Below are 13,527 nucleotides of genomic sequence, written 5' to 3'. Positions count from 1 at the left end.
GTACCTTTATGGGCGTGGCGAGTTCGGAGGCGGGGCCCAAGTACCTCGCCGTGCGGGAGGCGCTCCGCCGCCGCGCGTCCGCGCTGCCCGAGCACACCCTCCTCCCGCCCGAGCCGGTGCTGTGCGCCGAGTACGGCGTCAGCCGGATCACCCTGCGCCGCGCGGTCGACGGGCTGGTCGCCGACGGGCACCTGGTCCGCGAGCAGGGCCGCGGCACCTTCGTGAGCCGGCCGGGCATCCGGCACGAGTACCGGGAGAGCTTCGTCCACCGGATCGCCGGGTTCCACTCGGTGATGACCGAGCAGGGCGCGCAGGTCGGCACCACGGTGCTGGGCCAGCGGGTGGTGCCGGCGGCCCCGGCGATCGCCGCCGAGCTGTCGATCGGCACCGCCGAGGACGTCGTCGAGCTGGTCCGGCTGCGCAGCGTCGACGGGCTGCCCAACCACGTGGTGCGCAGCTTCCTGGCCGCCGACCGCTACCCCAAGGCCGCGACCGAGGACTTCGGCCACGGGTCGCTGTACGAGTTCCTGCGCCGCGAGTACCACGCCGACCTGGCGCACGCCCGGCTCGTCGTCGACGTCGGCACCGCGGCCAGCGACGAGGCCGACGTCCTCGACGTCATCGTGGGCTCGCCGCTGCTGGTCGTCCGCACCACCGTCCGCGACACCTCCGGCCACCCGCTGGTGCACTCCTTCTCCCGGCTGCGCCCGGACGTCAGCCAGGTCGAGTTCGAGGTGTCCGTCGGCGGTCGCTGACCGGCCCGCCCCCGGCACGGGTGCCCGGCGCACCGCCGGGTAGGGAGCCGCCCATGACCGTCAGCTTCTTCGCGCTGTACCAGACCCCTGACGACCCGGCCGAGTTCGAGGAGCGGTACTTCGGCACCCACGTGCCCCTCGTGGAGAAGACCCCCGGGCTGGTGGAGAACCGGGTGCACCGGGTGCGCCGGCAGATCGTCGGCGAGCCCGCCTACCACCTGCTGGCCGAGCTGGTCTTCGAGTCGCAGGAGGCGATGCGGGCCGCCTTCGACTCACCGGAGTGGGCTGCCAGCGGCGCGGACCTGCAGGAGTGGGGTGGCATGGAGCTGGTGACCATGTTCACCGCCGAGCCGCACGGTGCGGGGCGGGCCCCGGCCAGCTGATCGAGCCGGCCGGTCCGGTCAGGCGGAGTCGCGCGCCGGCGGGGTCGCGGCCAGCCGCAGCAGCTGGTGGCGCAACAGCACCCGGTCCAGCGCGTGCCCGACGTGCCGGCCCAGGTCGACGGCGACGGCCAGCAGGGCCGGGTCGAGCTCCCGGCGCTGGGCCCAGGCCACCAGCAGGCCGGCCGACGAGGAGTGGTGCCCGAGCAGCAGCGGCACCGCCAGCCCCGTCTCGGTGCCGGCCGGCAGCCCGGACCGGGGCGAGGCCCCCTCCTCCGGCGTGCCGACCGGCACGAGCCGCCGTTCACGCATCGCGACGGTGAGCGGGTGCGGGTCGGCCAGCTGGTGCACGGCGACCTGCTCCGACGACGGCGGGCCGCCCGGGGTCACCGCCCAGACACGCACCTCCGGTGAGTCGCCCTCCGCGGTCCCGAGCAGCGCCGCGGCGGCACCCAGCGGGGAGCGGAGGTCGCGGTCGACGCAGCGCAGCAGCTCGGACAGGGTGTCGACGGTCAGCAGCGCCTCACCGAGCCGGGCCACCAGCCGGGTGCGGTCGGCCTCCGCCTCCGCCTCGACGAAGGCGTCCCGGGCGGCGTCGGCGGTCACCCGTGCGGCCGCGGCGTCCCGGACGGCGGCGGCCCGGGCCTCGCGCTCGGCCAGCTCGACGGCCCGCACCTGCAGCTGACGGGAGCCCTCCTCGGCCAGCCGGCGCAGCACCGCCAGCTCCGGGCCGGTCCAGTCACGGGGGGCGGTGTCCACGGCGCACAGCACCCCGGTCGGCCGCCCGTGCACGTCCCACAGCGGCATCCCGGCGTAGGCGACGACCCCCAGCTCCCGGGCCGCCTGACCGTCGCCGAACTCCGGGTGCTGCCGGGCGTCGCGGAGCACCAGCGGGCTCCCGGTCGCCGCGACCCGCTGGCTCATCGAGTTGCCCAGCGGCATCGACCGCCGGCTGGCCCACGGCTCGGCGATGCCGTGCGCACCCGGGAACACCTGGCCGCCCTTGGACACCAGCACCACCAGCGCGCGGGGCACCCGGAGCTGCTCGGCCACCGTGCGGGCCAGCCGGTCGAAACCCGGGTCGGCACGCGCCGGCAGGGCGGCCCAGGTGGGCAGCTCGTAGGTGGTCGTCACCGTCGCCCCCTGTCCCGCGGTCGGTGTGGCCGGCTCGCCGCCGGTCAGCTCACCCGTTGGGAGCAGGTCGATGCTGTCAGACTCGAGGGGGCGATGTCCGGCTCCGATGGGGGACGACGTGGAGCAGCTCCAGTCAGCACCGCCGGCCGACGTCCGAGCGGTGATCGCCGATCGTGCCGTGAGCAGCCTGTTCCAGCCGATCGTCGAGCTGGACAGCGGGCGGGTGGTCGCCTACGAGGCACTCGCCCGCGGGCCGGAGGGGCCGCTCCACGCGCCCGATGCGCTGTTCGCCGCCGCGCGCGCCGAGGGCTGCCTCACCGAGCTGGACCTGGCCTGCCGGGCCGCGGCCCTGCGGGGCGCCGTCCGCGCCGGGCTGCTCGCGCCGCTCACCGTCTTCGTCAACGTCGAGCCCGACGCGCTCGACGAGGCGCCGCTGGAGGCGCTGTTCGACCGCGCCGACCGCAACGCCGGTGACCTGCGGGTGGTCCTGGAGATCACCGAGCGGGCCCTCGCCGCCCGGCCGGCCGAGCTGCTGCGCACCGTGGCCCGGGTGCGGGAGCTCGGCTGGGCGATCGCCCTGGACGACGTGGGCGCGGAGTCGCTGTCGCTGGCCTTCATGCCACTGCTGCGGCCGGACGTGGTCAAGCTGGACCTGCGGCTGGTGCAGGACCGCCCGGGTCCGGCGATCGCCGAGATCATGAACGCGGTCAACGCCTACGCCGAGTCCACCGGTGCGCCGGTGCTCGCCGAGGGCATCGAGGACGGCCGGCACCTCACGATGGCCCGGGCACTGGGGGCGACCCTGGGGCAGGGCTGGCTGTTCGGTCGTCCCGGGTCCGGCGCCGTGCCGGGACACCCGGTGACGGCGCTGCGGTTGCCGGCCGCGCCCGTGCCCGGCCCGCCGGGCGAGCTGGTGTCACCGTTCTCCTGCCTCCCGCCGGAGGTCCCGGTGCGCGAGGCGCCCAAGGCGCTGCTGATCGAGCTGAGCAAGCAGCTGGAGCGGCAGGCGATGCGGCTGGGTGAGACCTGCGTGGTGGCCTCGGCCCTCCAGGAGGCCCGGCACGTCACCCCGGCGACCCGGCTGCGCTACCGGGACCTGGTCGAGCGGGTCGGTTTCGTCGCCGCGATCGGGGAGGGCCTCACCACCGAGCCGTTGCCCGGGTTGCGCGGCGCCGACCTGACCGCCGGCGACCCGGTGCGCGGCGAGTGGGACATCGTCGTGCTGAGCCCCCACTTCAGCGCGGCACTGCTCGCCCGCGACCTGGGGGACGACGGCCCGGACATGGACCGCCGGTTCGCCTTCGCCCTGACCTACCAGCGCGACACCGTCGTCCGGGCCGCGCAGGCGCTGCTGTCCCGGGTGGCCCCCCGCGCCGACGACCCGGCCCCCGCCGCGCAGGCGGCCGAGGTCGTCGGCTCAGCGGCGGAGCCGTCCACCGGCTCAGCGGCGGAGCCGTCCACCGGCTCAGCGGCGGAGCCGTCCACCGGCTCAGCGGCGGTCGACGCCGCGGCGCGGCTGCTGACCGGCGGCGCGACCGGTGGCCCGGGGGAGGCGCTGCTGCAGCGCGCCCTGGCCGTGGTCGGCAGCGGGGTGACCGTGGTGGACCTGCGGCTGCCCGACCAGCCGCTGGTCTACGTCAACCCGGCGTTCGAGCAGCTGGCCGGGTACCCCGCCGCCGAGGTGCTGGGCCGCAACTGCCGGTTCCTCCAGTCGGCCGACACCGACCCCACCGCGGTCGCCCGGATCCGCAACGCGATCGCTGCCGGTGCGGAGGTGCGCGAGGTGCTGCTCAACGTCCGCGCCGACGGCAGCAACTGGTGGAACGAGTGCCACCTGACCCCGGTGGCCGACGCGACGGGCACCGTCGTCCAGTACATCGGGATCCAGACCGACGTGACCGACCGCGTCACCGTCGAGCGGGCGCTGGTCACCGAGCAGGACCGCTCGCGCAGCTACGCGGCCCGGCTGGCCGAGCTCGACGGCCGGCCCGGGGCGGGCCTGCAGGTTCAGACGGTGACGGACTCGCCCGGGGCCAGCCGCGCGTAGGGCGTCGGCTGACCGGGGCCGCGCTCGCCGAGCAGGCCCGCGAGCAGGCCCAGCCCGGTGTCGTTGAGCAGCCCGTCGTGCACGGCGAGGGCACGTTCGGCCCGCACCTCGCGCAGGTAGTCGATCAGCTCGGCGGTCTTGGACCACGGCGCGTGCGCCGGCAGCAGCAGGGTGGCCACCGGTGCCTCCGGCACGGTCAGCGCGTCGCCGGGGTGGAACACCTGCCCCTCGACCAAGAAGCCGACGTTGCGCACCCGTGGGATCTCCGGGTGGATCACCTCGTGCCACTCACCGTGCACGGTCACGTCGAAGCCGGCCGCGGTGAAGGCGTCGCCCGGGCCGACCACGTGCACCCGGGTGCCCAGGCCCGCCAGCTGCGCGGCGACCGAGGAGTTGGTCCACATCTCCAGCGCCGGGTCGGCGTCCATCGCGGCCCGCACCCGGTCGGCGACGAAGTGGTCGGCGTGCTCGTGGGTGACCAGCAGCGCCGAGGCGCCGGCCCAGGCGTCGTCCGCGGTGAACGCGCCGGGGTCGACGACCAGCCGGCGGTCGCCGTCGGACAGGACGACGCAGGCGTGTCCGTGCTTGGTGAGCTGCACCAGGGCCTCCTCGAGGGCGGGGGACGTCGGTGCTGCACGCTGCCACGCGGGGGCTCACACGCACCCGCGGGGGTCGCTCACCCGATGTGGTGAGCCGGGCTGCGCCGAGCGGTCGCCGCTGCCGACGACCACAGGGTGACCACGCAGACGCTGACGTTCGCCGCCGCCCGCAGCCGTGCGCACGGGCCGAGCACCGCGCTCTGGCACGCCGTCGAGGTGCACCGGGCGCCGGTGGACCTCGACGGGGCCTGCGAGCTGACCGTCTGCGGCACCCTCGCGCGGGTGAGCACCGACGAGCACTGGCCGGTGCGCACGCTGGACACCTGCCCGGCCTGCACCGTCCAGGCCCGCTGACGAGGCGAGGACGCCGCGCGTCGTTCCACGTGGAACGAGGGCTCAGCGGCCGGTGAACACCGGCGGGCGCTTGGCGAGGAAGGCCTCCACCGCCTCCCGGTGGTCCGCGGTCGCCCCGAGCCCGGTCTGCAGGCTCGCCTCCAGGGCCAGCGTCTGCTCCAGCGAGTCGGTGGCCGCCGTGGCCAGCACCCGCTTGATCGCCCGGTGGGCAGCGGTCGGCCCGGCAGCGAGCCGCACGGCGAGGGCCGTCGCCTCCGCGAGCACTCCCTCCGCCGGCACGACCCGGTGCACCAGCCCCCACTGCTCGGCCGTCTCGGCCGGGAACGGCTCGGGCAGCAGCAGCAGCTGGGCGGCCCGGGAGCCGCCGACGCAGTGCACCAGCCGGGAGGCCAGGGCCGAGTCGCTCGACAGCCCGACCCCGGCGAATGCGGTGGTGAACTTCGCGCCGGCGGCCGCCACCCGCAGGTCACCGGCGAGCGCGATGCCCATGCCGGCACCGGCGCAGGCGCCGTTCACACCGACCACCAGGGGCACGGGCAGAGCGGCCAGGGCCAGCACCAGCGGGTTGTACTCCGCCTCCACGACCGAGAGCGCCCCCTCGGCCCGGCCGGCCGGCGACCGCAGCTCCTCGACGTGCTCGGCCAGGTCCTGCCCCACGCAGAAGGCCCGGCCGGTGCCGGTGAGCAGCACGGCGCGCACCGAGTCGTCGGCGGAGACCTCGCGCACCAGCGCCAGCAGCTCCGTGCGCAGCCGGTGGGAGAGCGCCGGGCGCTGCAGGGTCAGCGTGGCCACGCCGTCGGCGTCGGCACGGGTGACGGTGGGCTCCCGGTCGGACTGGGACACCTGGTCGGGCTGGGACACCTGGTCGGGCTGGGACATCGTCGTCCTCTCAGTCTGCGTCGTAGGTGTGGAAGCCGCGGCCGGTCTTGCGGCCCAGCTCACCGGCGGCCACCTTGTCACGCAGCAGCTGCGGCGGGGTGAACCGCTCGCCCAGCGTGCTGGCCAGGTAGTCCGCGATCGCCAGCCGCACGTCCAGGCCGACGAGGTCGGTCGAGCGCAGCGGCCCCATCGGGTGCCGGTAGCCCAGCTCCATGGCCGCGTCGATCGCCTCGGCGTCCGCGACGCCCTCCTCGAGCATCCGGATCGCCTCCAGGCCGAGCAGCACGCCCAGCCGCGAGGAGGCGAACCCCGGGGAGTCCCGGACCACGACGTCGGTCTTGCCGAGCGCACGCACCCAGCCGCGGGTCGCCGCGACGACGTCCTCCCCGGTCTCCGGGGCGACGACCACCTCGACCAGCTTCGAGGCGGGCACCGGGTTGAAGAAGTGCATCCCGAGGAAGCGGGCCGGCCGCTGCAGCGCGGCGGCCAGCTCGGTCACCGACAGCGAGGAGGTGTTGGTGGCCAGCACCGCGTCCGGGCTCAGGGCCGCCTCCGCGGCGGTGAGCACCGCGACCTTGAGGTCGGCCCGCTCCGGCACCGCCTCCACCACCAGGCCGGTGTCGGCGGACAACTGCTCCGGGGCGTCCACCAGGGACAGCCGCGCCAGCACGTCGGCCACGTCGCCGGTCAGCTTGCCGCGCCGGGCCGCCTCCTCGAGCCCGGCCGCCACCCGGCCGCGGGCCGCCTCGGCGGCCTCGTCGCCGGCCTCCACGACCTCGACCCGGGCGCCTGCGGTGAGGAGGGCCTGGGCGATGCCGGCGCCCATCCGGCCGCCACCGATCACACCCACCCGGTCAAGGACGTCGCTCATGGACTCGTCTCCTCGCCGCGGCCCGCGTGCCGCCGAGCTCCGTTGCCGGCGAGGGAGACGCGGACCCGCCCGCCCATCATGCCGACGCCCGCGCGAGCGTCCACCCCGGAGTGCCGGTCAGGCGTGCTGGGCCAGCTCCGCACGCAGCCGGGCCAGCAGGTCCGAGCGGGTGCTCGCCCCGAGCCGCTGCCGCATCCGCGAGACGTGGTGCTCCACGGTCTTGGGTGAGATGTAGAGCCGCCCACCGATCTCCCGGTAGGTCTGCCCGGCGACCACCAGCTCCGCGACGTCGCGTTCCCGCTGGCTGAGCGTGGGGTGTCCGGACGGTGCGGTCGCGGCCGCCGGGCCGGGGACGCCGGGGTCGGCCGCCGGCCGGGCCGCGGTGGCCGGCGACGGCTCGTCGCCGGCGGCGAGGTCGCGGGCGCAGTGCAGCAGGTCCAGCCGGTCGCGGGACTCCACCGCCCGGGCGGCGGCCTGCCCGGCCAGCCGGGAACCGTCCCAGGCCAGACCGACCCCGGCCAGCCCGGTCGCCGCGGCGACCACCGCGGCCGCGTCGACCTGGCCGCCGAGCAGTCGCAGCCAGCAGCGCCCCGCGGTGGCCACGGTCGCGGCGTAGTGGTTGGTGCGGGCCGCGGCGACCAGGGCGGTGGCGTGCGGCTCCAGGCCGGCCGGGTCGTCGACCAGGATCGCCGCCTGCACCCCGCTCCAGTGCAGCGGGGCCGACCACACCGGGGGCTGGTGCAGCCGGGAGAGCAGCGCCTCGGCCTGGGTCAGGTGCGGCGCCAGCCGGTCGGCCTCGGCCAGCCGGGCGCCGGCCACCAGCAGCTCGCCGAGCGGCAGCAGGGTGAACAGGTCCATCGGGTGGCGCAGGGCGACCTGGCGGGCCCGCTCCCAGGCGGTGGTCAGTGCCGGGGCGTCGCTGGCGCGGCGGGCCAGCCCCACCTCGAGGGCACGCAGGAACAGCTCGTCCCGGGGCTCCAGGCCGCGGGGCGCCTCCTCGACGGCCCGGGCGGCCAGCGCGCGGGCGCTGGTGCTGCCGCTGCGGAGCATCGCGGTCCACGCCCGCAGCAGCAGGTGCCGGGGGCGGCACGGCGGCCCGCCGACGTCGGACTCCAGCGCCCGGTCCAGCACCGACTCGGCCACGGTCAGCTCACCGCTGTGCAGGGCGAGCAGCGCGGCCAGCGCGGCCGGGCTGTCGAGCAGCAGCACGCCCCGCCCGACCGGCTCCAGCAGGGTCGCCGCACGGGTGAGGGTGGACAGCGCCTCGGCGACGTCGGCCGCGGTGGCGTCCGGGCGGACCGACTGCAGCACCCCCTGGGCCATCAGCCGCTGCGCGCCGGCGACCATCGTGGCCGCGCGGTGGTCGCCCGGGCCGTCGCCGGTGGCGAGGCAGCTCGTGGCGTCGGACACCGCGCCGAGCGCGACCAGCGCCAGGGCGGTGGACCCGGCGTGCTCCGGGCCGGCCAGCCGGCACAGCTCGGCGCTGCGGCCGAGCATCCCGCGGCGGGCCAGCACCGCAGCAGCGACGCTGGCGGCCCGGCCCCGGTCGGGGGCGGCCTCGTCGTCCAGCGCCCGGTCCGCCCACTGCAGCGCCCCGTCCAGGTCACCGACCAGAGCGGCGGCGGTGGCCCGGCGGGCCGCGAGCCGGGCGGGCGGGGCACCGGCGGCGGCCGCCTCGTCCAGCAGCGTGCCGGCCAGCTCCGGGTCCGCGGCCAGCACGGCCCGGCCGTGCTCCTCCAACACCTGGGCGGCGCGGGGGTCCCGGACGCGGTCGGCGGCCAGCGACCGGGCGACGGCCAACGGCTCCTCCCCGCGGTCGAGCAGCACGCGCAGCAGCCGGCGCCGGGTCTGCCGGGTGATGTCGGGGGGCGTCACGTCGAGCAGCACCTGGTGCACCAGCGGGACGACCGCCCCCTCGGCCAGCAGCAGGCCACCCCCGCGCGCCCGGGCCACGAGGTCGCCGGACCGTCGGACCGGCAGCTCGAGCACGTCGGCCAGCAGCTCGGCGTCCAGCGGGGTGCCGGCGGCCAGGGCGTGCAGCAGGGCGCGGTCGGCCTCGTCGAGGGCGTGCAGGTCGGCCCGGACCCGGTCGACGACGTCCGGCGGGACGACCGGGACCAGGGGCCGGCCGCCGCGGCAGGCGCCGGCCAGCGACCGCAGCAGGTGGTCGACGAGCACGGGCAGCCCGCCGGTCTGGTGGACGACGAACTCCACCACGTCCTGGGTGGCCGCGGGCCCGAGCTCGTCGGCCGCCCACCGCTCCACCTCGTCGTGCTCCAGGTGGCCGAGCACCACCAGGTGCCGGTCGTCGCCCATCGCCTCGATCAGGGAGGTCAGCTCGGGCAGGTGCGGCCACGGGCGGTAGGCCAGGCTCACCCGGGCCCGGCGGGACACCACCAGCTCCTCCAGCCGCCGGCAGGTCTGCGCCGTCAACCGCTGGCCGTCGTCGACGACCACGGCCACCTCGCTGGTCACGTTGCCCCGGTCGGCACCGTCCAGGGCCGCGGCCGTGGGGGCCGCCTCGGCGTCGACCACCGGCACCCCCGCCGCCCGGTAGGCGGCGGCCAGCTCGGCCAGCAGCAGGCTCTTGCCGGTGCCGCCGGGCCCCTGCACCGCGACCGACGGGACGGCGCCGTCCTCGCCGTTGACCAGCCGGCCGGCGACGACCCGCAGCGAGCGGGCCCAGTGCGTCGCGGTCTGTTCCGGGGAGCTCAGCGCGATCGTCATGCCTGCTCAGGCACCTCGCTGCCGGTGGCCTCCGGTGCCCCCGTCGCGGTCGGTTCCCCGGTGGCCGGCGGCTCCTGGCTGGCCGGTGGCTCCTCGCTGGCCGGCCCCGGGGTCTCCGTCTCGGTGGGGCTGGGGGTGGGGGTGGGCGTCCCGACCGGGGTCGGCGTGGGGTCCGGCGTGGGGTCCGGGGTCGGGTCCGGTGCCGGGGTCGGGGTCGGCGTACTGGTGCCCGGCGGGGTCGTCGGCGTGCCCGTGGGGGGCCGGCTCGCCTGCCCGGTCGGGTCGCCGGCCTGCGACTGGGTGCCGGGGGTGGTCGTACCGGTGCCGGTCGTGCTCCCGCCGGGGGTGGTGGACGGGCGAGCCGCTGGGCCCTCGTCGCGGCCGGCGGAGGTGGCCGCCGCGCTGCTGCTCGCCGTGCTGCGCGAGGAGCTGGTGGCCGTCCCGTCGCGGGCGGTGGAGCGGGACCGCGCCGTGCTGCCGGCCGGCTCGTCGTCCTCGTCGTCGCGGGCGGCTGCGCCCTGGGTCTCCGCCCGGCCGGCGGCGGCGGGCGAGAGGCCGCTGCGCGGGTTGCCCCCGCCGTCCTCCTCGACGTCGGCGACGGCATCGCCCGACCCGGTGGACACGGGTGCGGCGACGGCGTCCTCACCGGTGCCGGTCCAGCCGGCGGAGACGGCCGCTGCCACGCCCACCACGATCGCGACGAACGCGGACAGCACCACGCCGACCCGGGCGGCGTGCCGCCGGCCCTGGGGATCGGGGGCGGGGACCGGCGGACGGTCGCCCGACCGTGCGGGCGGCCGGCCGCCCGTGGGAGGCGTGCCGGGGCGGGCCGCGGCTCGCGGGCCGGCCGTCACCGCCGAGCGGGTGGTGCGTCGCCGGCCCGGGCGCGCGACGGGCACCGCCGCCACGGCGGCCGGCTCGCCGTCGTCCGCGGGCAGCTCGGCGGTCGCGGCCTGCTCCGGGGCGGCGTCCTCCGGGGTGGGGACCGCGACCGGTGCGGCGAGCACCTGGTCCCGGGCCAGCTCCGCGGCACCCAGGGCGGCGGTCACCGTGGGCTCGGCAGCGACCACGACCGGCCGGTCGAGTGCGGCGGAGAGCGTCTCGGCCACCAGCGGGACCGCTGCGGTGCCGCCGGCCAGCACGACGGCCGCGACGTCGGCCACCTCCAGCCCGGCGTCGGAGACCGCGCCGCGGACCGCGGCGACCAGCGCCTGCAGCGGCTCGGCGACCAGCTCCTCGAGGTCCTCGCGGACCAGTCGCAGCGAGATCGGGCCGTCGGCGCCGGCGACCTCGACGCAGGCGACGTTGTCGGTCGACAGGGCCTCCTTGGCGACCACGCAGGCCGCCCGGAGCTCCGCCGGGGTGGCGGCGACGCCCTGCTCGGTGGCCAGGCAGTCGTCGACCAGCTCGACGACCGCGTCGTCCAGGTCGCGGCCGCCCCAGGCCAGGGGGAGCGGGGGCACCGCGAGGGTCTCGACGTCGCCGTCGGCCGTCGTCCGCACGACCGCGGTGTCGACGGTGCTCGCCCCGAGGTCGACGACGACGACCGGGGCGCCCTCCGGGACGGCGTCCCGGTGGTGCCGGGCGATGGCGACCGCGCTCGACTCCAGGCAGAGGTGCTGTAGGCCGGCGGCCCGGACCGCTGCGTCGAGCAGGTCGCGGCGGTGCCCGGCCCAGCTGGGGGGCACGGTGAGCACCGTGCGCGCCGCGGTCGAGCCGTCGGCCGGGGTGGCCTGCTCGACCACCTGGGCGGCGAGTGCGGCCACCACGTCGGCCGGGTCGACCGGCCGGCCGTCGACGACCATCGGCACGGGGCCGCCCACCCGCCGCAGCGGGTGCCCGGCCGGCACCGGGGGAGCGGTGACCGCGGCCGGGGCGGCGTCGGCGTCGGCGTCGGGGGGCACGACGTGCCCGGCCGGCCACAGTGCCCGGGCCGCGCCGTCCGGGGGGCAGACGGCCGCCACGACCGTCTCGTCCCCGATGTCGATGCCCAGCGTGTAGTCGCCCTGCCCCATGAGCCCCCCACCCGTCGTGACCGGGGCCACACTGCCCGAGTCCGCTCGAACGTAACCCTCCGCGACGGGTATGTGGAACCGGTGTGGCCACTGTTGCGTGAGAAGACGGTGAACATCGGCGACACCCCGGTGCCCCTAACGGTGTGTCATCGGCCATCCCCCATCCGGGGGTCGGCCGATGGGGGGCCAACACCCGATGGGCAACCCGGCCCCGTGGCCCTTGACTGCTCCCAGCAGCCGGACGCCGACGTCCGGAGCAGACCCCTGGAGGACGCCATGACCACTCTCGCGAGCTCGCTGCTCGACTTCATCCTCGACCTGCTGCGCGACCCGGCTGCGGCCGAGGAGTTCCAGGCCGACCCCGAGCAGGCCCTCGCCTCGGCCGGGCTGGACGACGTCTGCGCCGCCGACGTGCACGCCGTGATGCCGATGCTGGCCGACTTCGCCCCCGTGGGCGTCGGTGCCGCCGGGATCGCCCACGCCGCACCGGCCGGCCACGCCGCTGCCGCCCCGACGCACACCGCGCCGGCCGAGAAGCCCGACCACGACAAGCCCGACCACTGCGAGGACGACCACGCCAAGCCCCCGGCCGAGGGCGCCCCGGCGATCGAGCACCTCAAGTACATCCAGACCAACTACACCTACACCTCGACCACCACCATCGACGCCTCGCACAGCGTCTGGGCCGGCGAGGACGTCTACCAGGTGTTCGGCGAGGACATCGTGGTGGCCACCGGTGGCAGCGTGGCCGCCGGCGACGACGTGGAGAAGGCCCTCGTCGACAACAGCGAGCACACCGACAACAGCGTCGACATCGACGGCTCCTTCAACGTCGACGACTCGTACAACAACGAGGACTCCAACAACGTCGACGTCGACGTCCGCAACTCCGGCAACACCGTGGAGGGCCACGGCAACGCCGTCGGCGAGGGCAACACGGTCGACAACTCCGACAACTCGGACAACTCCGACAACTCCACGAACGTGGCCGTCGACATCGAGGACTCGCTCAACGGCAACACCCTGGCCGGTGGCGACGTCCACAACGGCGACAACGTCCACACCGACGTCGACGTGGACGACGTGATCGTCGGCAGCGGCAACATCGTCGGCGACTCCAACGTGGTCGGGAACGAGACCGACAACTCCGACAACTCGGTCGACGTCGAGGACTCGTTCAACGACAACTCGGACAACTCCGACAACTCGGACAACTCCACGAACGTCGACATCGAGGACTCGTTCCAGGACAACTCCGACAACTCGGTCGACGTCGAGGACTCCTTCAACGACAACTCGGACAACTCCACGAACACCGAGGTCGACGTGGACGTCGAGGACTCGTTCAACGACAACTCCGACAACTCCGACAACTCGACGAACACCGACGTGGCCGTCGAGGACTCGTTCAACGACAACTCGGACAACTCCACGAACACCGACGTCGACGTGGACGACTCCTTCAACGAGGAGACCGTCGAGGTCGAGGACTCGTTCAACTACGAGCCGGTCGTGGTCGAGGTCGAGGACTCCTTCAACGACAACTCCGAGGAGTACACCGACAACTCGGTCGACGTGACCGACAACGTCGTGGCCGTGGACGACTCGAACGCCCTGGACGTCGAGCCCGTCCACTGATCCCGGACCCGGTCCCGGCGGCGGTGTCCCCGCCGCCGGGACCGATGCCGATGCCGCCCGGCCCCGCCGTTCCCGAGCTCTGGGAGCGGGGAGGCCGGGCGCTCCGGCGTCCGAGGTGGCACGGTGCA

At 76.2% G+C, this 13,527-nt stretch carries 11 protein-coding genes; 5 read left to right on the top strand and 6 right to left on the bottom strand.

Going from position 1 to position 13,527, the window contains the following annotated elements; all coding sequences use genetic code 11:
* Positions 1–8: 8 nt before the first annotated feature.
* The gene (locus ACJTNH_RS05320) at positions 9–755 is read left to right on the top strand and encodes a GntR family transcriptional regulator (RefSeq protein ID WP_281425436.1); all 747 of its coding nucleotides are present in this window, start codon (positions 9–11) and stop codon (positions 753–755) included.
* Between the two features lie 53 nt (positions 756–808).
* Positions 809–1,138 (top strand): EthD family reductase, encoded by a 330-nt coding sequence (locus tag ACJTNH_RS05315; RefSeq protein ID WP_458173348.1) that lies wholly within the window; start codon positions 809–811, stop codon positions 1,136–1,138.
* Positions 1,139–1,156: 18 nt separating this feature from the next.
* Here ACJTNH_RS05315 and ACJTNH_RS05310 read toward each other — a convergent pair whose 3' ends face one another.
* Positions 1,157–2,269, bottom strand: coding sequence for a GAF domain-containing protein (locus tag ACJTNH_RS05310; protein WP_458173346.1), 1,113 nt, complete (start codon positions 2,267–2,269; stop codon positions 1,157–1,159).
* Between the two features lie 70 nt (positions 2,270–2,339).
* On the opposite strand from ACJTNH_RS05310, the gene ACJTNH_RS05305 reads away from it, so the two are divergent.
* Complete coding sequence (locus tag ACJTNH_RS05305) at positions 2,340–4,316, top strand: EAL domain-containing protein (protein ID WP_458173344.1); 1,977 nt, start codon at positions 2,340–2,342, stop codon at positions 4,314–4,316.
* On the opposite strand, the gene ACJTNH_RS05300 is transcribed toward ACJTNH_RS05305, so the two are convergent.
* The gene (locus tag ACJTNH_RS05300) at positions 4,277–4,915 is read right to left on the bottom strand and encodes an MBL fold metallo-hydrolase (protein ID WP_458173342.1); all 639 of its coding nucleotides are present in this window, start codon (positions 4,913–4,915) and stop codon (positions 4,277–4,279) included. The two genes, ACJTNH_RS05305 and ACJTNH_RS05300, sit on opposite strands and share 40 nt — an antisense overlap.
* Before the next feature lie 135 nt (positions 4,916–5,050).
* On the opposite strand from ACJTNH_RS05300, the gene ACJTNH_RS05295 reads away from it, so the two are divergent.
* Positions 5,051–5,269 (top strand): hypothetical protein, encoded by a 219-nt coding sequence (locus tag ACJTNH_RS05295; RefSeq protein WP_458173340.1) that lies wholly within the window; start codon positions 5,051–5,053, stop codon positions 5,267–5,269.
* 42 nt (positions 5,270–5,311) lie between these two features.
* On the opposite strand, the gene ACJTNH_RS05290 is transcribed toward ACJTNH_RS05295, so the two are convergent.
* From ACJTNH_RS05290 to ACJTNH_RS05275, 4 genes are all read right to left on the bottom strand, one after another.
* A complete protein-coding gene (locus tag ACJTNH_RS05290; protein WP_458173338.1) occupies positions 5,312–6,148 on the bottom strand; it encodes an enoyl-CoA hydratase-related protein in 837 nt (278 codons plus the stop codon).
* 10 nt (positions 6,149–6,158) lie between these two features.
* Positions 6,159–7,019: a 3-hydroxyacyl-CoA dehydrogenase family protein gene (locus ACJTNH_RS05285; protein WP_458173336.1), complete on the bottom strand. Its 861-nt coding sequence runs from the start codon at positions 7,017–7,019 to the stop codon at positions 6,159–6,161.
* 117 nt (positions 7,020–7,136) lie between these two features.
* The gene (locus ACJTNH_RS05280) at positions 7,137–9,746 is read right to left on the bottom strand and encodes a LuxR C-terminal-related transcriptional regulator (protein WP_458173334.1); all 2,610 of its coding nucleotides are present in this window, start codon (positions 9,744–9,746) and stop codon (positions 7,137–7,139) included.
* Complete coding sequence (locus tag ACJTNH_RS05275; RefSeq protein ID WP_458173332.1) at positions 9,743–11,761, bottom strand: Hsp70 family protein; 2,019 nt, start codon at positions 11,759–11,761, stop codon at positions 9,743–9,745. The genes ACJTNH_RS05280 and ACJTNH_RS05275 overlap by 4 nt, the downstream gene beginning before the upstream one ends.
* A gap of 276 nt (positions 11,762–12,037) precedes the next feature.
* Here ACJTNH_RS05275 and ACJTNH_RS05270 point away from each other — a divergent pair, with 276 nt between their 5' ends.
* Positions 12,038–13,399, top strand: a complete 1,362-nt coding sequence (locus ACJTNH_RS05270; protein WP_458173330.1) for an IniB N-terminal domain-containing protein — start codon at positions 12,038–12,040, stop codon at positions 13,397–13,399.
* The last annotated feature ends 128 nt before the right edge of the window (positions 13,400–13,527 follow it).

It is taken from the genome of Modestobacter lacusdianchii (genome assembly GCF_054177765.1).
Note: the sequence above shows the minus strand (reverse complement) of the source record. Positions and strands in the feature narration are given on the sequence as shown.

Bases quoted from the DNA above. Each gene is read 5' to 3' on its own strand.
- ACJTNH_RS05315 (WP_458173348.1), top strand. From the start codon at position 809: ATGACCGTCAGCTTCTTCGCGCTGTACCAGACCCCTGACGACCCGGCC.
- ACJTNH_RS05275 (WP_458173332.1), bottom strand. From the start codon at position 11,761: ATGGGGCAGGGCGACTACACGCTGGGCATCGACATCGGGGACGAGACG.
- ACJTNH_RS05320 (WP_281425436.1), top strand. From the start codon at position 9: ATGGGCGTGGCGAGTTCGGAGGCGGGGCCCAAGTACCTCGCCGTGCGG.
- ACJTNH_RS05280 (WP_458173334.1), bottom strand. From the start codon at position 9,746: ATGACGATCGCGCTGAGCTCCCCGGAACAGACCGCGACGCACTGGGCC.
- ACJTNH_RS05285 (WP_458173336.1), bottom strand. From the start codon at position 7,019: ATGAGCGACGTCCTTGACCGGGTGGGTGTGATCGGTGGCGGCCGGATG.
- ACJTNH_RS05270 (WP_458173330.1), top strand. From the start codon at position 12,038: ATGACCACTCTCGCGAGCTCGCTGCTCGACTTCATCCTCGACCTGCTG.
- ACJTNH_RS05290 (WP_458173338.1), bottom strand. From the start codon at position 6,148: ATGTCCCAGCCCGACCAGGTGTCCCAGCCCGACCAGGTGTCCCAGTCC.
- ACJTNH_RS05305 (WP_458173344.1), top strand. From the start codon at position 2,340: ATGCTGTCAGACTCGAGGGGGCGATGTCCGGCTCCGATGGGGGACGAC.